This window comes from Streptomyces griseus (genome assembly GCF_001715295.1).
GTDB classification, from domain to species: Bacteria; Actinomycetota; Actinomycetes; order Streptomycetales; family Streptomycetaceae; genus Streptomyces; species Streptomyces griseus_G.
The window spans coordinates 519,971-539,423 of record NZ_MDKB01000003.1 but is presented as its reverse complement, the minus strand read 5'-3'; the positions used below and the strand labels follow the sequence as shown (position 1 = coordinate 539,423).

At 71.4% G+C, this 19,453-nt stretch carries 16 protein-coding genes; 3 read left to right on the top strand and 13 right to left on the bottom strand.

Features of this window, described 5'->3' with window-relative positions:
* The first annotated feature begins 140 nt into the window (after positions 1-140).
* Both BA175_RS18630 and BA175_RS18625 read left to right on the top strand, forming a co-directional pair.
* Positions 141-1,334 (top strand): Cmx/CmrA family chloramphenicol efflux MFS transporter, encoded by a 1,194-nt coding sequence (locus BA175_RS18630; protein WP_069172567.1) that lies wholly within the window; start codon positions 141-143, stop codon positions 1,332-1,334.
* Positions 1,335-1,875: 541 nt separating this feature from the next.
* On the top strand, positions 1,876-3,084 hold the full coding sequence (locus BA175_RS18625; RefSeq protein WP_069172566.1) for an MFS transporter: 1,209 nt from the start codon (positions 1,876-1,878) through the stop codon (positions 3,082-3,084).
* Between the two features lie 105 nt (positions 3,085-3,189).
* Here the strand turns inward: BA175_RS18625 and BA175_RS18620 are convergent, their stop codons facing one another.
* The 5 genes from BA175_RS18620 to BA175_RS18600 form a co-directional block, all read right to left on the bottom strand.
* A complete protein-coding gene (locus BA175_RS18620; RefSeq protein WP_069172565.1) occupies positions 3,190-4,944 on the bottom strand; it encodes an NAD+ synthase in 1,755 nt (584 codons plus the stop codon).
* Between the two features lie 81 nt (positions 4,945-5,025).
* Positions 5,026-6,621, bottom strand: coding sequence for a multicopper oxidase family protein (locus tag BA175_RS18615; protein ID WP_069172564.1), 1,596 nt, complete (start codon positions 6,619-6,621; stop codon positions 5,026-5,028).
* A 176-nt stretch (positions 6,622-6,797) separates the two neighbouring features.
* Positions 6,798-7,223 carry a CBS domain-containing protein gene (locus BA175_RS18610; RefSeq protein WP_069173104.1) on the bottom strand — a complete coding sequence of 142 codons (426 nt, stop codon included), beginning with the start codon at positions 7,221-7,223 and terminating at the stop codon, positions 6,798-6,800.
* Positions 7,224-7,382: 159 nt separating this feature from the next.
* Positions 7,383-8,153 carry a DUF305 domain-containing protein gene (locus BA175_RS18605; RefSeq protein WP_069172563.1) on the bottom strand — a complete coding sequence of 257 codons (771 nt, stop codon included), beginning with the start codon at positions 8,151-8,153 and terminating at the stop codon, positions 7,383-7,385.
* A complete protein-coding gene (locus tag BA175_RS18600) occupies positions 8,150-8,845 on the bottom strand; it encodes a DUF3105 domain-containing protein (RefSeq protein ID WP_069172562.1) in 696 nt (231 codons plus the stop codon). The genes BA175_RS18605 and BA175_RS18600 overlap by 4 nt, the downstream gene beginning before the upstream one ends.
* A 251-nt stretch (positions 8,846-9,096) precedes the next feature.
* Between BA175_RS18600 and glnA the strand changes: the two genes are divergently transcribed.
* Positions 9,097-10,458 (top strand): type I glutamate--ammonia ligase, encoded by a 1,362-nt coding sequence (gene glnA, locus BA175_RS18595; RefSeq protein ID WP_069172561.1) that lies wholly within the window; start codon positions 9,097-9,099, stop codon positions 10,456-10,458.
* Positions 10,459-10,533: 75 nt separating this feature from the next.
* On the opposite strand, the gene BA175_RS18590 is transcribed toward glnA, so the two are convergent.
* From BA175_RS18590 to BA175_RS18555, 8 genes are all read right to left on the bottom strand, one after another.
* Positions 10,534-11,802, bottom strand: coding sequence for a tyrosine-type recombinase/integrase (locus BA175_RS18590; RefSeq protein ID WP_069172560.1), 1,269 nt, complete (start codon positions 11,800-11,802; stop codon positions 10,534-10,536).
* A 75-nt stretch (positions 11,803-11,877) separates the two neighbouring features.
* Positions 11,878-12,075 carry a helix-turn-helix domain-containing protein gene (locus BA175_RS18585; protein WP_069172559.1) on the bottom strand — a complete coding sequence of 66 codons (198 nt, stop codon included), beginning with the start codon at positions 12,073-12,075 and terminating at the stop codon, positions 11,878-11,880.
* A 261-nt stretch (positions 12,076-12,336) separates the two neighbouring features.
* Complete coding sequence (locus BA175_RS18580) at positions 12,337-14,286, bottom strand: DUF3987 domain-containing protein (RefSeq protein ID WP_069172558.1); 1,950 nt, start codon at positions 14,284-14,286, stop codon at positions 12,337-12,339.
* Between the two features lie 193 nt (positions 14,287-14,479).
* Positions 14,480-15,064 (bottom strand): DUF6197 family protein, encoded by a 585-nt coding sequence (locus BA175_RS18575; RefSeq protein ID WP_069172557.1) that lies wholly within the window; start codon positions 15,062-15,064, stop codon positions 14,480-14,482.
* Positions 15,065-15,304: 240 nt separating this feature from the next.
* Entirely contained in the window at positions 15,305-17,506 is a 2,202-nt protein-coding gene (locus BA175_RS18570; protein ID WP_069172556.1) for an FtsK/SpoIIIE domain-containing protein, read from the bottom strand.
* Between the two features lie 84 nt (positions 17,507-17,590).
* Positions 17,591-18,805 (bottom strand): hypothetical protein, encoded by a 1,215-nt coding sequence (locus BA175_RS30910; protein ID WP_069172555.1) that lies wholly within the window; start codon positions 18,803-18,805, stop codon positions 17,591-17,593.
* On the bottom strand, positions 18,802-19,041 hold the full coding sequence (locus BA175_RS18560; protein ID WP_069172554.1) for a hypothetical protein: 240 nt from the start codon (positions 19,039-19,041) through the stop codon (positions 18,802-18,804). Before BA175_RS18560 ends, BA175_RS30910 begins: the two co-directional genes overlap by 4 nt.
* Positions 19,038-19,313 carry a hypothetical protein gene (locus tag BA175_RS18555; RefSeq protein WP_069172553.1) on the bottom strand — a complete coding sequence of 92 codons (276 nt, stop codon included), beginning with the start codon at positions 19,311-19,313 and terminating at the stop codon, positions 19,038-19,040. The genes BA175_RS18560 and BA175_RS18555 overlap by 4 nt, the downstream gene beginning before the upstream one ends.
* Between the last annotated feature and the right edge of the window lie 140 nt (positions 19,314-19,453).

The window sequence follows — 19,453 nt, the reverse complement described above, 5'->3', positions numbered from 1 at the left end:
ACCTTCCAGGTCCGTGAACGGACCGGACCTTCCACCGTGTTGCCGTCCCCGCGCCCCGGCGCGGCCGGACGGGCCCGGCCCGTACCCCCGCGCACCGCTCGTCACTCCTCCGACGGTTCCGCACAAGGGGTCCCTTTCTCATGCCATTCGCTGTGTACGTGCTCGGGCTGGCGGTCTTCGCCCAGGGCACCTCGGAGTTCATGCTGTCCGGGCTGGTCTCGGGCATCGCCGACGACCTGCACGTCTCGCTGGCCGCCGCCGGCCTCCTGACCTCGGCCTTCGCCGTCGGGATGGTGGTCGGCGCGCCGCTCACCGCCCTGGCCGGCCGCACCTGGCCACGGCGCCGGGCACTGCTCCTCTTCCTGGGCGTCTTCGTCGCCGTCCACGTGGCGGGCGCGCTGACCGGCAGCTACGGGGTGCTGCTCGCGACGCGCGTCGCCGGGGCACTGGCCAACGCCGGCTTCTGGGCGGTCGCGCTGGTCACCGCCACCTCCCTGGCCGGGCCGCGTCTGCGGGCCCGCGCGACGGCCGTCGTCGTCGCGGGGGTGACCCTCGCCTGCGTGGTGGGCGTGCCCGCCGGCGCGGTGCTCGGCGACCTGTGGGGGTGGCGCTCCGCGTTCTGGGCGGTGGCCCTCGTCACCCTGCCGGCGTGCCTCGCGCTGCTGTACGCCGTCCCGGGCGGCCGCGCCGACGAGGCGCCGCCGGCCGCCGCGTGCACCGAACTGCGGGCCCTGGCACGCCCGCGGCTGCTGCTGACCCTGCTGGTGACGGCCCTCGTCCAGGGTGCGACCTTCTGTTCGTTCTCGTACCTGCAACCGCTGGTCACCCAGGTCACCGGCTTCGGGACCGGCTGGGTGCCCGCGGTCCTCGCCCTCTTCGGCGTGGGCTCCTTCCTCGGCGTCACCGCGGCCGGCCGGATCGCGGACCTCCGGCCGGCCGCCACCGTCGCGGCGGGCACGGGCGCGCTGGCCCTGGGGTGGGCGGCGCTCGCCCTGGGCGCGGCGAACCCGGCGGCGGCGCTCGCCCTGGTCCTCCTCCAGGGGGCACTCGCCTTCGGTACGGGCACGGTGCTCCTCACCCGGGTCCTCCATCTCGCCCCCGACGCCCCCACCCTCGCGGGCTCGTACGCCACGGCCGCCTTCAACGTGGGTGCCGCGCTGGGCCCTTGGCTGGGGGGCCTGGCCCTCGACGCGGGGTTCGGTTTCCGGGCGCCGGTATGGGTGAGTGCGCTGCTGATGTGCCTGGCGCTGGCCGGGGCGGGCGTCCTCGCCGCCCGCGCGCCGGAGCCGGCCCGGCTGCCCACGGGCGAGGGGGCGGCTGAGACGGGGAGCTGAGGGCTGTCCCGCACTTCCCGGCGGGCGCGACGACAGCTACGGCACCTCGCAGCGTTGTCGGAACGTCCCCGTACATCCCGTATGCGGACGTCCCTCCGCCGTGCGATGCACCGCATCCGACGTCGCACGCCGATCCACCGGCAATTGCGGGACAGCCCTTAGCCCGGCGGCTGCCGGGCCTGCGGCCCGCACCGAGGCCGTCGGGTCCTCCCGCGCACGGCCTCGGTGCGAGGCCTTCCCGTGATCTTCTGCACAGGGCGCCGGTGGCCGGTGGCCCCGCGCACCGGCCCGCGCGGCCCCCCGCCCGGCTCCGACCAGCAACACAGCCGTCACCGGGCGGCGCCGGCGGCACCGTTCCGCCGTGCCGTCGCAACGGGCTGTTCACCTCCGGGCATAAAACGTCTGCGACACTTTGTTCCGTACTGATACTTAACCCGGCGCCCCACGGCCGGACCGGCAACGAAGCCGACGCTCCCACTCCCGTACTCCTGCGGCCCGCCCCTGCGGGCCGCAGCACCCACCCCGAAAGAGGTTCACACCCATGCCCCTGGCCCTGCTCGCCCTCGCTGTGAGCGCCTTCGGCATCGGCACCACCGAGTTCGTGATGATGGGCCTGCTGCCCAACGTCGCGGACGACCTGGGAACGTCCGTACCCACCGCCGGTCACCTCGTCTCGGCGTACGCCATCGGTGTCGTCCTCGGTGCCCCGCTGCTCACCGGTCTCGGCTCCAGGATCCCGCGCAAGCGGATGCTCCTGCTGCTGATGGCCCTGTTCACCGTCGGCAACCTCGCCTCGGCGTTCGCCCCCGACTTCGGCTGGCTCCTCGCGGGCCGGTTCCTGGCCGGGCTGCCGCACGGGGCGTTCTTCGGCGTCGGGGCGGTCGTCGCCGCCCGCCTCGTACCCGACGGACGCCAGGCCCGGGCCGTCGCGACGATGTTCCTCGGTCTGACCGTCGCCAACATCGTCGGCGTACCGGCGGCGACCCTGCTGGGGCAGCACCTCGGCTGGCGCGCCACGTTCATGGTGGTCGCGGTGATCGGGCTGGCCGCCATGGCCGCGCTGGCCCGTCTCGTCCCGCAGATCCCCGTCGAGGCGCACCAGAACGTACGCCGTGAACTGGGCGCGCTCGGCAACCGGCAGGTGCTGCTCGGACTGCTCACGGCCGTCCTCGGCTTCGCGGGTGTCTTCGCCGTCTACTCGTACCTCTCGTCCATGACGACCGAGGCGATGGGCTTCGGGGAGTCCTCGGTCACCCTGGTCCTGGCTCTCTTCGGCATCGGGATGACGCTGGGCGCGCTGGCGGCCGGACCGCTCACGGACCGCGCGCTGCGGCCCACGCTGTACGGGTCGCTGGCCGCCCTGGCCGTCGTGCTGACCGTCTTCCCCTTCACCGTCCACGTGCGGTGGGCGGCGCTGCTGATGGTCGTCCTGCTGGGCGGGATCGGGTTCATGACGACCACCCCGCTGCAGATGCTGGTGATGAGCAAGGCCAAGGACGCCCCCACGCTCGCCTCCGCCTCCAACCACTCCGCCTTCAACCTCGCCAACGCCGGCGGCGCCTGGCTCGGCGGTGTGGCGATCGCGGCGGGCTGGGGCTGGACGTCACCGGCCCTGGTCGGTGCGGTCCTGGCCGTCGCCGGGCTCGCGGTGGCGGTCACGGCCGGCGTCCTGGACCGGACGCCCGGGACCTCCCGCGTCGTTGCGGCCGGGCCGGCGGTCCGGGACGGGCGGAAGGCCGGCGTGCACTGACGGACGCGGCGCGGGACGGGCGGGCAACCCTCTTCCGCCTGCGCCACGCGGGGCCCGTACGGCAGCCGATGACGACTGGTGTACGGGCCCCGCGTCCGTGCCGGGTCAGACCGACTCGCGCCACCTGTTCGTGATCGGCAGCCGCCGGTCCTTGCCGAAGCCCTTGGGGGAGATCTTCGTCCCCGGCGGGTACTGCCGGCGCTTGTACTCCGCCGTGTCCACCATCCGCAGCGTCCTCGTCACCAGCGCCTCGTCGAAACCGGCCGCCACGATGGCGTCCCGGCCCTGGTCCCGGTCGACGTACATCTCCAGGATCCGGTCCAGTACGTCGTAGTCCGGCAGCGAGTCCGTGTCCACCTGGCCGGGCCGCAGCTCGGCGCTGGGCGGCTTGGTGAGGGAGGCCTCCGGGATCGGCGGGGTCTGCCCCCGCTCCTCCGCGGCCCGGTTGCGCCACCTGGCGAGGCGGAAGACCGACGTCTTGTACACGTCCTTGATCGGCCCGTAGGCCCCGACCGAGTCCCCGTAGAGCGTGGAGTAGCCCACCGCCAGCTCGGACTTGTTGCCCGGCGCGAGGACGATCTGGCCCTCCTGGTTGGAGATGGCCATCAGCGTCGTACCGCGCAGCCGCGACTGCAGGTTCTCCTCCGCCAGTCCCGTCAGCCCCAGCGACTCCATGTACGCGTCGAACATGGGCTCGATCGACACGGTGCGGAAGTGGAGGCCGGTCCGCCGGGCCAGCTCGGCCGCGTCGCCCTTGGAGTGGTCCGAGGAGTACTTCGACGGCATCGAGACGCCGTACACGTGGTGGGCGCCCAGCGCGTCGCAGGCGATGGCGGCGACGAGCGCGGAGTCGATGCCGCCGGAGAGGCCGACCAGGACACTGCTGAAACCGTTCTTCGCGGCGTACGCCCGCAGGCCCACGACCAGCGCGGAGTACAGCTCCTCGTCGTCGTCGAGCCGCTCCGCGTACCCCCCGGCGAGCTCGGGCTCGTACGCCGGGAGGGGCTCGCCCGACAGGACCACGTGGTCGATCCGCAGCCCGTCGTTCACCACCCCGGACGGCGCCTTCGCCGGAGCGGCCGGCAGATCCAGGTCCAGGACCACACTGCCCTCGGCGAACTGCGGGGCGCGGGCGATGACGTCACCGTGCCGGTCGACCACGATCGAGTCCCCGTCGAAGACCAGCTCGTCCTGGCCGCCGATCATCGCGAGGTAGGCGGTCGTGCAGCCCGCCTCCTGGGCGCGCTTGCGCACCAGTTCGAGACGGGTGTCGTCCTTGTCCCGCTCGTACGGGGAGGCGTTGATCGACAGCAGCAGCCCGGCCCCGGCGGCACGCGCTGCCGGGACGCGGCCGCCGTCCTGCCAGAGGTCCTCGCAGATCGCGAGCGCCACATCGACACCGTGCACGCGGACGACGGGCATCGAGTCGCCCGGCACGAAGTACCGGAACTCGTCGAAGACCCCGTAGTTGGGCAGGTGGTGCTTGGCGAAGTTGAGCGCGACCCCACCGCGGTGCAGCACGGCCGCGGCGTTGCGCGGGGACCCCGCGGGCTGCCCGTAGCGCTCGGCGGGGTGCTCGGACCGGTCGAGGTAGCCGACGACGACCGGCAGTTCGCCGAAGCCCTCGTCGTCGAGGCGGGCAGCGAGCGCGCGCAGCGCCCGACGCGAGGCCTCGACGAAGGACGACCTCAGAGCCAGGTCCTCGACGGGGTAGCCGGTCAGCACCATCTCGGGGAACGCCACCAGGTGGGCGCCCTGCTCGGCGGCGTGCCGGGTCCAGTGGACGATCGACTCGCTGTTGCCGGCGAGATCACCGACGGTCGCGTCGATCTGATTCAGTGCGAGACGTAGTTGGGGCACGCCGCCGAGTGTAATCGTCTTTCTGACGCGATGTCCTGGCGGGCCCGCCGGAACCACCGGACGGGCGCCGCCGGGAGCGGGTCAGCGCAGGTAGCCGAGGACCGTCATCATCCCGGACTCCGCGTGGTAGAGGTTGTGGCAGTGCAGCATCCACAGCCCCGGGTTGTCCGCGTCGAGGTCGACCGTGAGCGAGCGCCTCGGCAGGATCGCCGCGGTGTCCTTCCGGGCGCCGGGGGACCGCCTGCCGTCCGCCCCGGTCAGGGCGAACGTGTGGCCGTGCAGGTGCAAGGGGTGCCACATGGAGGTGCGGTTCTCGAAGACCAGCCGGACCCGTTCCCCGGCGCGGACGGGCCGCCGCACCGCCGGATCGTACGGCCTGCCGTCGAAGGCCCAGTCGTACCTCTCCATGGAGCCCGTGAGCGAGAGCCGCACCGTCCGGTCCGGCTCGCGCGCCGGCAGCGCCACCGACTCGTCCGGGGTCAGCCGGCCGGCCGTGAGCACCGGGCCGTCCAGCTCCCCGGGGCGCACGGTGGCGGGCGGCAGCGCTCCCGGCGCCGTCCGCAGCACGGCCAGCGCCGAGGCGCCCTTGCCCTCGGCGAGCGCGGTCAGCGGGAAGACCCCGTCCCCGGCCGTCACGAGCACGTCGTACCGCTCGCCCATGCCCAGCAGCAGGGCGCCGGTCTCGGTGTGCCGTACGGGGAAGCCGTCCGAGTGCGTCACGGTCATCCGGTGGCCGCCCAGGGCCAGCCGGAAGGGGGTGTCCCCGCCGGCGTTGATGACGCGCAGCCGGATGCGGTCGCCGGGCCGGGCCTCGAAAACCGAAGGGGCGCTCGCCCGGCGGCCGTTGATCAGGTAGTGCGGGTAGGCGACATCGCCGGCGTGGCCGCCGAGCAGCTCGCTGTCCGCGTTCGCCAGCAGGTGCGAAGGCGCGTCGCTCCCGGAGTCGGCCGTGCCGGGCTCCGCCGCCGCGCCGTGCTCCGGCGCCGTCCCGTGGCTTCCGCCCCGGCCGCGGGTGAGTTCGTCCAGCACCGCGTCGGGGGTGGAGCCGCCGATGCCGTCGAGCCAGTCGTCCAGGACGACCACCCACTCCTTGTCGTACGCGAGCGGTTCCCTCGGATCGTCCACGATCAGCGGCGCGTACAGCCCCCGGTCCAGCTGGACGCCCGAGTGCGGGTGGAACCAGTACGTCCCCGGGTAGGTGACGGCGAACCTGTACGCGAACTCCGCGCCCGGTTCGATCGGCCGCTGGGTCAGCCCGGGCACCCCGTCCATGTCGTTGCGCACGGAGAGGCCGTGCCAGTGCACCGTGGTCGACTGCGGCAGGTGGTTGGCGAGGGTGAGTGCGAGCGTGTCGCCCGCCGTGACGCGGACCGCCCGCCCGGGCAGCCGGTCCCCGTAGGACCAGGTGGGGACGGTGAGGCCGCCGCCGAGTTCGAGGCGGGAGGCGGTGGCGGTCAGCGAGACCTTCCGGAGCGGTCCCGCACCCCGCCGGGCCTCCGCCTCCAGGACCTCCGGACCGTCGGGGGCGACGTACCGGTCGGCGGCGCGCGCGGCCGAGGGCGTGTGCGCCGGGGCGGAGGCCGGGGTGGCGGCGTGGACACGGGAGGCGAGCGCTGTTGTTCCCGCCAGGGCGATACCGGCGCCGAGTACGGCGCGACGATTGGGCATTTCAGACATATTGCGCACCGTACTCGCGTCTGCTACGGGGAGCGGCCCCGACACAACGCCGGGCCGGCATGCGAAGGCCGGACACGCGAAGGCCCGGCACCCCTCGCGGCTCTGCGCGGGGTGCCGGACCTTCGGTGGTGGGTGGGTGCGGGGTCCGGTCTGCGGAGCGGGGCCGCGGAGCGCCGTCAGGAGTGGGCGTAGACCCTCTCCGCCCAGCCGGCGACCTGTTCGTCGGAGAGGTGCCTGGCCAGGTCGGCCTCGCTGATCATGCCGATGAGCTTCTTGTTCTCGATCACCGGGAGCCTGCGGATCTTGTGGCTCTGCATCTCGTCCAGCACCGTGTCCACATCGGCGGTCGAGTCGATCCAGCGCGGTGTGCCGTCGCAGATCGAGCCCGCGGTCACCTGGGACGGGTCGTGCCCCGCCGCCACGCACTTGATCACGATGTCCCGGTCGGTGATGATGCCGACCATCTTGTCCTGCTCCCCGTTGCCGGAGACGGGCAGGGCGCCCACCTTGTGGTCGCGCATCATCTGCGCGGCGCGGTCGAGCGTCTCGTGGGCCGGGATCCAGTGGGCCCCGGTGTGCATGATGTCCTTGGCGGTGGTCATGGGTTCCTCCTGGGTGCCGATGACATGCCGTACGCCCCCGAGCCACATTCATTGTGGTGTGCCCGTCCGGCGCACGCCACCGCTGGCCCGGGAGGCCCGGACCGGCGTACGCCGGAGCCGCAATCACCCGCACAGGTGAACGCGGAACAGGCAGGGTGTTCACGGACGGGTGACGGCGCCCCGCGCGGCGAGCATGTCCGCCATCAGGTCCAGCTCGGCGCGCTGCGCCTCGACCATCCCCTGGGCGAGCCGCTTCGCCGCCGGTACGACGCACCGCTCGGCGCAGCCCTCGGCCATGGCGACGCCGCCCTCGTGGTGGACGGTCATCAGCTGGAGGAAGAGGATCTCGGCCTTCTCGCCGTCGGCCTCCCCGAGCCGCCTCAGCTCCGTCCGGGTGGCCATACCCGGCATCAGGGCGCCGTCCTGGGGGCCGGCCCCCGCCCCCGCCTCATGGTCCGGTCCCTCTCCGGATCCGTGGCCGGGGCTGTGCCCGGGACGGTGCTCCGAGGTGTGCTCCGATCCGTGGCCCGTGCCCGGCCCGGCCGGGTGGCCGGGGTGGCCGCCGGACATCCACGCCATGGGCCCCTGCCCTGCCGGTGCCGTCTTCGGCAGCTCCCACAGGTCCAGCCAGCCCAGGAGCATCCCCCGCTGGTTGGCCTGCGTGTTGGCGATGTCGTACGCGAGGCGCCGTACGTCCTCGTCCCGCGTACGGTCCCGCACGACGAAGGACATCTCCACGGCCTGCTGATGGTGGACGGCCATGTCCCGGGCGAACCCCGCGTCCGCCGAATCCGCCGTGGGCGTGCGGTCCGCAGGGGCGCCCCGGTCGCCCCGTGCGGAGGCGACCGTCGCGGCGCCCGCGAGAAGCAGCGCGAGCGCGACGACGGAGCCGGCCACCCGCCGTGCACGCCGGTTGCCCGCCGGGCTCACCCGTCGACCCCGCCCGTGCACGGCGCGCCCGGCTCGGGGGTCTGCGCGCCCTGGACGTACTGCGCGAGGAACTGCGCCACCCGCCGGTCGTCCGCGGTGTCCACCGAGAGCTGCTTGCCCCAGGCGGTCAGCATGATCGTCCCGGCCTGACCCCTGTACGGGCTCATCAGGGTGTACGGGGTGCTCCCGACCCGGGAGGCGAGCTTCACGACATCGGCCTCGGGGGCCTCGTCGTTGTAGGTCACCCAGACCGCGCCGTGTTCCAGCGCGTGGACGGCGTTGACGTTCGGGACAGCCTTGCCGTATACGACGCCGTCGCAGTTCAGCCAGGCCGGAGCGTGGTCTCCGCCGACCGGCGGCTCCATCGGGTACGCCACGTCGGTCGTGACGTGGTTGCGGGTCAGCTTCTTCGCGTCCCAGCTCTTCTCGCCCGGGATCGCACCGGCGGCCGGCTGCTCCTTCCCCGGCCCCTCCGGCTCGGCCTGCTTGCCGTCCTGGGTCCGGTCCTCGGCGCGGCTCCCTCCGCTCCTCTCCTTCGCCTCCGACTTCTCCAGCAGCGTGTAGGAGCCGAAACCCAGCAGGCCGGCGACCACGACAGCACTCAGGCCTATGGCGACGACGCGGTTGCGGCGGTCGCGTGCGCGGTCGTCGTCGCGCGGGTGCTCCTGGAGGGTCCTGGGGTCGAAGCTCATGTCGTCGGTCCTTCTGGCCATGGGATGGGATGGGAAGGGACGGGGAAAACGGACGGAGAACGGGTGGACGCGCGGCTGTGGGGAACCCCTGGCGGCCCATGCACACCACGGGCGCCGATCGTAGTGGGTGGCCGAGTGCTCTCTCTCACACCGAGTGCGTAATCTGGGGGAAATCCCGGGTCGTGATACTGGAGTGTCCCCCCTACCCCGGGCGGTGGTGCACGGACCGTCTGAACTGCAAGGATGTGGCTATGGACAAGCAGCAGGAATTCGTCCTCAGGACGCTTGAGGAGCGCGACATCCGCTTCGTACGGCTGTGGTTCACCGATGTTCTCGGGTACCTCAAGTCCGTCGCCGTGGCCCCGGCCGAACTCGAGCAGGCTTTCGACGAGGGCATCGGCTTCGACGGCTCTGCCATCGAGGGCTTCGCCCGCGTGTACGAATCGGACATGATCGCCAAGCCCGACCCGGGCACGTTCCAGATCCTGCCCTGGCGCGCGGAGGCCCCCGGCACCGCACGGATGTTCTGCGACATCCTCATGCCGGACGGCTCGCCCTCCTTCGCGGACCCCCGCTTCGTGCTCAAGCGGATCCTCGCCAAGACCTCCGACCTGGGTTTCACCTTCTACACCCACCCGGAGATCGAGTTCTTCCTGCTCAAGAACAAGCCCGTCGACGGCAGCCGCCCCACCCCCGCCGACAGCTCGGGCTACTTCGACCACACCCCGCAGAACGTCGGCATGGACTTCCGCCGCCAGGCGATCACCATGCTCGAATCCATGGGCATCTCGGTCGAGTTCAGCCACCACGAGGGCGCCCCCGGCCAGCAGGAGATCGACCTCCGCTACGCGGACGCGCTCTCCACCGCCGACAACATCATGACCTTCCGCCTCGTCATGAAGCAGGTCGCGCTGGAGCAGGGCGTCCAGGCCACCTTCATGCCGAAGCCGTTCTCGGAGTACCCGGGTTCGGGCATGCACACCCACCTCTCCCTCTTCGAGGGCGACCGCAACGCGTTCTACGAGTCGGGAGCCGAGTACCAGCTCTCCAAGGTCGGCCGCTCCTTCATCGCCGGCCTGCTGACGCACGCGGCGGAGATCTCGGCCGTGACCAACCAGTGGGTCAACTCCTACAAGCGCATCTGGGGCGGCTCCAGCCGCTCGGCCGGCGCCGGCGGCGAGGCCCCCTCGTACATCTGCTGGGGCCACAACAACCGCTCCGCGCTGATCCGCGTCCCGATGTACAAGCCCGGCAAGACGGGCTCGGCCCGCGTCGAGGTCCGCTCCATCGACTCCGGCGCCAACCCCTACCTGACCTACGCGGTACTCCTGGCCGCGGGCCTCAAGGGCATCGAGGAGGGCTACGAACTCCCGGCCGGCGCCGACGACGACGTCTGGGCGCTCTCCGACGCGGAACGCCGTGCGATGGGTATCGAGCCGCTGCCGCAGAACCTCGGCGAGGCCATCTCCCTGATGGAGAAGAGTGAACTGGTCGCCGAGACGCTGGGCGAGCACGTCTTCGACTTCTTCCTGCGCAACAAGAAGCAGGAGTGGGAGGAGTACCGCAGCGAGGTCACGGCCTTCGAGCTGAAGAACCTGCTGCCGGTGCTGTAACGGCAGGTCAGCGCTGGTAGAGCGCTCGTACGTGGCTTCGGGCCGACGGTGTCTCGCCGTCGGCCCGAAGCCGTTCTAGGCGCCCTGGGCCGTCTGTGGGCCGTCTGCTGTCGCAGCGAGGGCCTCGTACATGCTGTCCACGGCCTTCCGGGTGCGGCCTTCACTGCTCGGCATGAGGTGCGTGTAGACCCGCAGGGTGAACCCTGGGTCGCTGTGACCGAGGTACGTGCTCAGCGCCTTGATGTTCTCGCCGGCGTCCAGGAGCACGGACGCATAGAAGTGCCGCAGCGCGTGCATGCCGTGCTCGCGGGCGGCCTGGTGACGTTCGCCGGGCCGCGGCTGCGGCAGGACGCCGGCCTTCACGAGTGCGGGCTTCCAGACGCGGGTGTTGAAGTCCGTACGCCGGACCGCACCACTGCCGTCAGCACGAGTGAACAGCAGTTGCTTGGTGATGAGCGGGCCGTCCGGCCGCAGCCACGGCAATGTCACGGCCACGGGAGGGAACTTCTCCCGGTGCAGCTTCAGCACTTCCCCTACTCGATCGGGCAGGGGCACGTCGCGTTCCTTGTTGCGCTTCGGCGGACTGAAGACCAAATGCCCGTTGGCGACCTTCACCTGGTACCCGATATGCAGCCAGCCCGAGGCGAAGTCGACTTCGTCATCGGGCAGCCCGAGGATTTCGCCCTGCCGGAGTCCGCAGCCGCCGCCCAGGTCGACGATGGGCCTGTAGCGCTCCGGGAGTGCGGCCCGCACCGAGAACGTACGCGCAGACGTCCACGGGACTACTCGGTGCCTGGAGAGCTCTGGAGGACGCACAGAGCGGGCGTGGCAGGGGTTCTTCGGCAAGTGGCCATCGTCGACGGCGGCGTTGAGGACCGTGGAGACGCTGTTGTAGATCACGCGCCGATACGACGACGCGGGGACAGCGCGCTGCAGTTCGCTGAGCCAGTCCCTGATGTGGCCGGGCTGGAAAGAGCCCAGAGGGCGAGTTCCCAGGTATGGGATCGCGTGCCCTCGGAGTTGGACCACGACGGACGACTGCGTGGTCATTTCCGTGGTCTGGGCGGCGATCCATCGTTCGGTGAACTCGCGGAACGTAATGCGGCCGGCCAGCGGGTCGACGTACTGACCGCGGGACATGTCGGCCTCGATGTGCGCGAGCCATTGTTCCGCGAGCCGCTTCTGCCGATCGGGGAATGACTTGGACTTCTCGGTGCCATCGGGCCCGACGTACCGGGCTCGGTAGCGCAGGCCGGTACCGTGCCGTTCCGTCCTGACCCGCGTGGTCTTGCCAGCCTGATCAGTCTCTGTTCTGAACCAACGGTCTTGGATGTGCCCTGCCATGCGTGTTGCTCCTGTGCGCATGCAGAGAGGGCACGGACCGCGTGGTCCGTGCCCTCTCTGGTGGTGGAATGTGGGTCAGGCGGCGCCGCTGCTGATGCGGCTTTCGATCCAGGCGTGGACGGCTTGCGGGTCATAGCGCAGGTGCTTACCGACCCGGAATCCGGGCGGGCCTGTGCGCTTCTTCCGCCAGGCGTAGACCGTCTCCAGCGGGACGGACAGAAGTGCGGCGAGGTCGTCGGGTGTGAGGTACCGGCCGGGCAGTGAGGGCGTCACTGAGGGCTCCTCGTACTCAAAGGGCTGATGCTGGGAGTGAGGGCGCGCGGTGCTGGCGCTGGTCCAGGGCTGGAAGCGTCAGCATTGTCAGCAGAAAGCGCTGAGCTGCGGCGATGAGGCGCTGACGGCTGTCAGCGCGCGTCAGCAGTTGTCAGCAGAACGGAAGTCTCTGCTGACAACTGCTGACGTCTGCTGACGGTGGTACCAGCGCTGTTCCTGCTGGTCAGCGATTTCTGCTGACGTTGCTGACACCTTCGGCGGTCAGAGCCCGTCCAGAAGCTCCCGCAGTCGTGGGTGGACGCGGAAGGTGACGTTTGCTGAGCGACCCCGGCCAGGCCCCGGAGCTGGATCGGACCGGAGATAGCCGTGCTCTTCGAGCAGGCGCAGAGCGGGATCGATGTCGCCCGTACGTCCACGGAATCGACGCACACCGCCGACGACGTCCCGGCGCTTCACTGTGGTGCGGTGGCTGCCGTTCTGCCTTGGACGTGTAAGCCACTCAAGGATGTGACCGGCGTCGGACGCGGCGGGGTCTGAGCCGATGAGGTCGAAGACCGCCAGGGCGTGGGCCGTGTAGTAGGCCGCGATGGCGGCTGCCCGCTGGACGCAGTCGCGGCTGACAGGGTCTCCCCATCCGGTCGTGATGCGGTCGCCGAGGTGGAGGAGGCCCGCAATACGCACCGTGGCGCCCACCAGCTTCCCCGCCCAGTCCGTGATGTGTGAGAGCGGCTGTTCGGGACGAAGCTGCGTTTCCAGTTCCTCCTGGAGGCATTCGACAGCGGAGTCCGCCTGAGTGGTGAGCGGGATTGTGACGGCCTCGGGAAGGTCGGTAAGAGTCCGGACAAGGAGCTCAAGGCGAGCGTCGTAGGTGTTCGACGTTGCCTCGGGCACCGGTGCGGTACGCACGCGCCGGAACCCCAGGTTGGACGGAGGCAGGGCGAACAGGAAGCGAGCCAGGAGACCCCGGTCGCGGGCACCGGCCGCAGCGGCGAGGTCCTGCAGCACGGTGGGCTGCGGAGTGACCCCGATCGTCAGGGCGGGACGGTCCACCGTGGGCTGATCACGGGTGATGCGGTCGGTCTGAAGGCGCTCGCCCTTGTGAGCCTGGAGGAAGACTCCCAGGTTGGGGGTGCCGGAATAGCGGCCCGCGATGATGTCGAAGAGGTCGCCCTCGGGACTCAGCGCGGCCAGGCAGCGGTGAGTGGCCAGGAGGTGCGTCAGTGGCTCCGGGGTGATGTCTCCCGACACGGTCAGCCGCGGCGTCGGCGGCACGCTGATGTCATCGGCGAGCATGCGGGCGGCAGACACTTCGGCGACCAGCTGCTGTCGGTCGACGGCGTCACCGGCCTTGCGTGCCTTGGCCATCAGCCCTTCGACTTCGGACTCTGCAGCGTCCTTGGCCGTCTGGGCCTCGATGATGCCGGACCTCGCCTGCTGCTGGAGCTCGCTCTCGATCCGATAGATCGGGGCGGTCATAGCTGCGAAGACGTCCGACTTACGGCTCGCCGGGGGCATCGCGCAGACCAGATACAGGTTGGTCTGCTCGGTCCAACCGGGGCGTACCTGGACGTTGACTCTGCCGCCTGCAGCGGTGGAGAGCGCAGCGAGCCCCATCGTGGCCGCCAGATCGGGCGGAGTCTGCGTGAACTCGGCTACAGCGGCGACCTGGTCGCGCAGCCAGCCCGGGAGGCTCTCTACGGGGAAGGTGGGCAGAGCTCGGTGCTCGCCCAACGGAGTCGGCTCGCCCCACTGGTCGGCCGTGGCGAGCTGTTCCAGGGCGGCGATAGCGTCTGCGCGGACAGCTGCCGTGTCACCCTCGTCTCCGCGTTGGAGGATGCGCATCCCTGCTGAATCCAGGCGCCTGTCCTGGGCTGCGTCCCTGATGATGTGGGCGTAATGCTCGGCGTGGGCGACGGTCGGTACCGCTTGAACCAGGGTGTGCAGGTACGACGCGCCCCCTACCCGGTTGAGGTCTCCGCTACGTCCCAGCGCGGCGGCTGCTGTGATCGGGTCGGCAGGGGTGCCCTGTTCGTGCATCAGGCAGATGGTGCGGTGGATCGTCTCGTGAGCCGGTCGGTAGTAGTCGGTCGGCTCAAGGATGCCGCTGACCACCGAGATGGCGTCGGAGGACAGCAACATGGATCCGAGCACTGCCTGCTCGGCGTCCAGGACCTTCTCCTGGGCGGTGGCCCTGTACGGATCGAGGCTCATGCTGCGGGCCGCCTTCCGGCGATGTGCTGAGTCGGCAAGGCATCGCCGTGTCGCCGGAATGAGCTGAGCTGAGACATGCTGGTTGCTCCAGTTCTCGTGAGTGAGCGGCTGGACGAGGGCGGCCCAGTTCATTGGCGTGAGAGGGGCCGCCCTCGGCACAGCTAGGGGTGGAGGCAATCGGATGAGGCCCGCGCTATGCGGCAGCCCTCGCTGCGGTGCGGATGAGGGCCAGGACGTCGGCCTCGGTGCGGCTGGGGTGGTCGTTCCAGCTGGCGTAGGGGGCGGTGCAGCCGCGGACCTGGAGCACGTTCTGCAGCTGGTTCGCGGCGGCGGCCACGGTCTGCTCGTCGCCGATGCCGAGCCGGAAGAGCACGGCCTGGGCTCCGAGGATGCAGCGGCGGCCGGACGTGGTGCGGTGCGTGCCCTGGGCCCAGCCGTAGCGCTCGATCACGAGAGCGGTGAGCTCCAGGTGTTCGGCGACGGTGACGTGCCGGGCGCCGCCGTGGCGGTGGCGTACGAGGGGGAAGCGCAGGACCCAGTCCGGCAGCAGCCGAAGCGCGCGGCCCGGGAGCTCCGGTGCGGCGGCGGCCGGTTGTGCCGGCGCCGCGGTGCCGAGCGCTTCGGCGATGAGCTCGGCCGTCGTCTTGGTGACGAGCGGGTGGGCGGTCGTACGGGTGCGGGCGGCGAGGTACTGCTCGATGTCGCGGACGAGCTGGGCGGCGTCGACGTCGACGGCGGGGGCGGTGCGGGGGGTCTCGGCGAGCAGGGTGACGGCCATGGTGACGACTCCTCAGCGCAGAGCGCTATGTACCTGTTTGGGGGAGTGCGGCGGCTCGGACAGGGCCCGGACGCGTTCGCGTCGTCGCAGGTCAGAGGCTTGGGTATCTCGGACGCTGCGGGGCCGGACCCGGACGGGGCTCGTCCAGGACTCGGCCGGTCGGTCCGGGATGGAGCGCGCCCCGGCAGGGGGTAAATCCCCCCAAACTGGGGCGGGTGTCCGGGCCTTGTCCGGGCTGGATCAGGCCGTGAGGCCGTAGCGGGCGGTGATCGTGGCCGTCACCCGGGCCCGCAGGTAGCCGGAGACCCGGCTGCCCTCCCAGGCCCGCTTGGCCTTCTTCTCCTCGTCGCTCCGCACGATCAGCGCACCGAGCTTCTCGGCGGTGACGTTCAGGCCCGACGCCGTGAGCACGGCCAGGAGCGCCGCGCCCGGCAGCCAGTCCAGTTCCTCCCCGGCCGTGTCCGAGTGGATCTCGAACGCGTCGACGACGGCGGCGAAGATGTTGGCGTCGTCCTCGCGCAGGGCGCGCAGCTGGTCGGCGAGGGAGCGCGGCCCGGTCGGCAGAGTCCCGGCCTTCGCCCGGAGATCGTGCGCGAGCTCCAGGAGCTCGTTGACCTGCTCGTCGCTGTAGTAGTCGGCCCGCACCATGCGGGGGTTGGTGCCCTCGGCCCACAGAAGGCCGGCGCCCCGCATCTCCGACTCGATCGTCTTCGCGCTGTAGCCGGAGGCGGCCGCGCCCTTGCCGAGGATCGTGTCCGACGCCTCCGGGGTGGTGCACCGCAGTGCCCACCGGATGGAGAGCAGGTCACGCAGCGAGGTGTCGACGACGTCGGACCCGGGATTCTGGGTCGCGCAGAAGGTCACGATCCCGGCGGCCCTGCCCCGGCTGACGAGGTTGCGGAGCGCCTTGGTGATCTTCTTTCCGAAGTCCTCGTCCGTCGTGTAGAACATCAGCTCGTCGACCCACACGAGCTTCTGCCGGAGCTCCGGGTGTCGGTTGGCGAGCGACTCGTCGACCTTGCGCTTGCCGAGCTTCTTGAGCAGCGCGTACCGGCTCTTCATGTCGGCGATGGCGGCTTCGAGCATCTTGTAGAACGCCTCCGGGTCGGCGTCCCCCTCGAACTCGTCGCACAGCGGCTCGAAGGGCTCCAGGTCGCCGCCGCCCTTGCCGTCCGCGAGCCAGAGAATGACGCGCGGGTCCAGGGCGGCCGCGAGCAGGATCGTGTTGCCCGACGCACTCTTACCGGCGCCGGGCTCGCCGCCGACCAGGCCGGAGCGCTCCACCACGGAGATCGAGACCCGCTCGCCCCGCACGTCCGGACCGATCGCGATCCGGCCCCAGAAGTCGGTGGCGCCTTCGAGCTCTAGGAGCGGGCCGCGGCCCGGCTTATCGGTGAAGGGCAGGGACTTGCTGACGTAGAGCTCGATCCGCCCGGCCCGGCCGACCTTGGAGACGGACACCTGGGCGGACTCGACTCCGAACGCGGCGGCCAGCTCGTCGACCGCGCGCATCGCCTTCTTCGCGGGGATGCCCGGCGGGAGGTCGAGGACCGTGGACCAGGCGCCCCGCGCGTCGAGCATCGGCATCTGGACGACCTTGAGCGTCTCGTCCCCGCCGATGACCTTCGCGGCCCGGAACGCGGCATCGAGCATCGGGGCGGTCATCCGGTCGCCGTCACCGAGCGAGCGCCAGTCGGCCGACCAGTCGGCCTCCTCCTCGTACGGCTTGCGTCCGGCGAACGCGCCGCCGGTGAACGTGGCGAGAGTGCCGGCGGCCGCACCGAGCCAGCCGGTGGCGACGAACCCGCCGCCGATCGCGGCGAGCGGCGGGCCGTAGACGACTCCTGCCCGCAGGTTCCTCGCCCGGTTGCGGTCCTTGCGCGCCTTCTTGTGCAGCGCGACCGCCTGCTCGGCGTCCTTCTGGAGCTTCTCGGCCGTCTTCATCGCCAGCTCCTTCTTGGACCCCGTGATACGCGGGGTGAAGCGGGCGGAGCGGGCGGCGGCCCGGGCCTCGCGGGTCAGGACGTGCGCGGTGTGCGCGGCGCCCTGGACGCGGACGCCCTCGAACCCGACGACCCACTCGTGTGCGCGGCGGGTGCCCCGGCCGAACTGGCGGACGTGGCCACGGTCGGTGGGCTGGCGGCGCACCCAGCGGCGAAAGCCCCGGCGGCGGGCCCGGTAGAAGACGCCGGCGTACGCGGCCCAGCCCTCAGGGGACTTCATCCACGCGGGCAGCAGCGGGGCGTCGTCGAACGTGTCCAGGTCGACCTTCTCCACCGGCGCGAGCGGGGCCGGGCCAGTGAGGTCGGTCAGGACCTGGCGGGCGGAGTCGAGGACGGCAGTGTCGGCGGCCTCCTCGGCCGGGCGGGCGGTGGGCAGGAGGGTCACGGTCGCGAGCGACGGCGCGGGGGCCGGGGCGGGGGTCTGCTGGATCTCGGTCATGCTGGTCCTGCTCCTTCTGGGGAGTGGCGAGGCCCGGCCCGTAGCTGCCAGGCGGGAGGCCGGGCCTCGCGTGATGAGGGTGGATCAGGCGGCGCGGAGCTTGCGCTCCTCGATGACGCGGTCGCGCAGACGCAGGGCGTCCTCACGACGGATCTGGAGCTTCTTGGCGAGGCCGGTCGCGGAGATCTGCTTGCCTTCCGCGACGAGCTCGGCGGCGGCCGCGAGAGCGTCCGGGAGCATCGCGTCGAGCTCCTCGTCGGACCGTCCTGCGACCGGCTTCTGGGCGGGGGTCTGAGAGGCCGACTCCCCAATTCCCGCTTGGGTTCCGGGGCTCTGGGCGAGCTCTGCGAAGGGGTTGAGCCGGGCGGCCTGCAGGCCGGTCTCCAGGAGCTCCGGGCGCACGTGCTCACCGAGCTCGAACGCGGCCCCCAGCGACAGCACCGCGTTCGTCGCCGTGGCGTACAACTCGGCCGACAGGCCCGGCTCGGCACCGGTGTGGATCCGCCAGGCGGCGGCGAACGCCTGCTCCTCGGTGATCGCACCGAACGGCATCGCGGACACCAGCTTGTCGGCCTGGACCGCAATCTCCTTGTGGTCCTTCCGGCGGGCCTTCGCGTGAGCCGCCCGGGCCTTGGCCTCCAGGCGCTGGGCGCGGGTCTGGCCGTGGGACCCGTGGGTCTTCATGTCCCAGATGTAGATCGCGAACAGGGACGACCCACCCAGGACGAGTGCGACCCACGGGTGGGCCGCGTACGCCTCCAGGCCGTGCCAGAAGTTCACCGCGGCCGCCGCGCACGCGGTCGCCCACGTGGCGATCCGGTACTTGCGGGTCTCGCGGCCCGCGTCCTCGGCCTGCTTGCCCATGAACGTGATCGCCCAGGCGCCGCCTTCGAGCATCGCCGCCAGGAGCGCGGCGAGCGCGACGTGAACGGACGCACCGGACAGCGCACCGACCTGGGAGACGACGGCCGGGACGATCGAGGCGACCATGACGAACGCGACGAACAGCGTCGCCGGGTTGGCCTTGAGCCACCGCAGCTGCTTCGCACGCCTCGCCGCCGACGCGGCTTTCTTCGCGGCCTTCCTCGCATCGGCCTGCTTCTTGTCGGCCTGCTCCTGGCGGCGCTTGGCCTCAGCAGCGACCCGCTCGCGCTCGGCCTTCGCGTCGGCGTCGGCCCGCTTCTCCTCGGCCCGCAGCCGCTCGGCCTCCAGCTGGGTCTCTAGCTCCAGACGCCGGTCCTCGCGGTCCGCCGCCCGGGCGGCGGCCTGGTCGGCGCGCTTCTCTTCGCGGTAGCTCATCGCGTCCCCCCGGACGTCGTGGCGCTGGTGGCGAGTACGGCGGCGAGCTCCTCGCGCAGCCGCAGCGAGATCGGGTCGACACCGGCCCGGCGGGCCAGGCCCTGGGCGCCGGCGGAAGCGGTGCGGGCGGCGGCCTCCGTGATGAGGCTGGCGAGCGCGACGGATCCGGCGATCAGACCGGCCGCCATCTCCAGCACCACCAGGAGGAACAGCGCGACGTGGACGAAGGACCTCATGCCGCCACCGCCAGCAGGCTCGGGGCCGTGCGGATGTCGATGACGGGGGCGGCGAGCAGGCTGCGGAAGTGCGCGAGGTCCTCGGTGTCGACGTCCGTCTCGGCGGTGGCCGCGAGCTCGGCGACGATGTCGCGCAGTGCGTCCTGCCCGGCGAGCGAGTCGAACTCCAGCGACTCGACGTCGAAACCGTTGCAGCGGCAGGTCCAGAAGCCGCAGAGGGGGCACGCGTCGTTCGCCGTAACGGCGAGCTGACCAGTAACGATGACGTTCATGGGTCGTGACTCCTTCACAGTGGAACGGCCCGAACAGCGGCCTCGGTGTGTCAGCACCGGGGCCGCGCGCCGTTTAGTCGGTCATTCGTGGCTACGAGCGACCACGGCGTCTCGACCTCCCGACAGGGGTGGCTGAGAGA

Bases quoted from the DNA above. Each gene is read 5' to 3' on its own strand.
- BA175_RS18630 (WP_069172567.1), top strand. From the start codon at position 141: ATGCCATTCGCTGTGTACGTGCTCGGGCTGGCGGTCTTCGCCCAGGGC.
- BA175_RS18625 (WP_069172566.1), top strand. From the start codon at position 1,876: ATGCCCCTGGCCCTGCTCGCCCTCGCTGTGAGCGCCTTCGGCATCGGC.
- BA175_RS18615 (WP_069172564.1), bottom strand. From the start codon at position 6,621: ATGTCTGAAATGCCCAATCGTCGCGCCGTACTCGGCGCCGGTATCGCC.
- BA175_RS18610 (WP_069173104.1), bottom strand. From the start codon at position 7,223: ATGACCACCGCCAAGGACATCATGCACACCGGGGCCCACTGGATCCCG.
- BA175_RS18600 (WP_069172562.1), bottom strand. From the start codon at position 8,845: ATGAGCTTCGACCCCAGGACCCTCCAGGAGCACCCGCGCGACGACGAC.
- glnA (WP_069172561.1), top strand. From the start codon at position 9,097: ATGGACAAGCAGCAGGAATTCGTCCTCAGGACGCTTGAGGAGCGCGAC.
- BA175_RS18590 (WP_069172560.1), bottom strand. From the start codon at position 11,802: ATGGCAGGGCACATCCAAGACCGTTGGTTCAGAACAGAGACTGATCAG.
- BA175_RS18580 (WP_069172558.1), bottom strand. From the start codon at position 14,286: ATGAGCCTCGATCCGTACAGGGCCACCGCCCAGGAGAAGGTCCTGGAC.
- BA175_RS18575 (WP_069172557.1), bottom strand. From the start codon at position 15,064: ATGGCCGTCACCCTGCTCGCCGAGACCCCCCGCACCGCCCCCGCCGTC.
- BA175_RS18570 (WP_069172556.1), bottom strand. From the start codon at position 17,506: ATGACCGAGATCCAGCAGACCCCCGCCCCGGCCCCCGCGCCGTCGCTC.
- BA175_RS30910 (WP_069172555.1), bottom strand. From the start codon at position 18,805: ATGAGCTACCGCGAAGAGAAGCGCGCCGACCAGGCCGCCGCCCGGGCG.
- BA175_RS18560 (WP_069172554.1), bottom strand. From the start codon at position 19,041: ATGAGGTCCTTCGTCCACGTCGCGCTGTTCCTCCTGGTGGTGCTGGAG.
- BA175_RS18555 (WP_069172553.1), bottom strand. From the start codon at position 19,313: ATGAACGTCATCGTTACTGGTCAGCTCGCCGTTACGGCGAACGACGCG.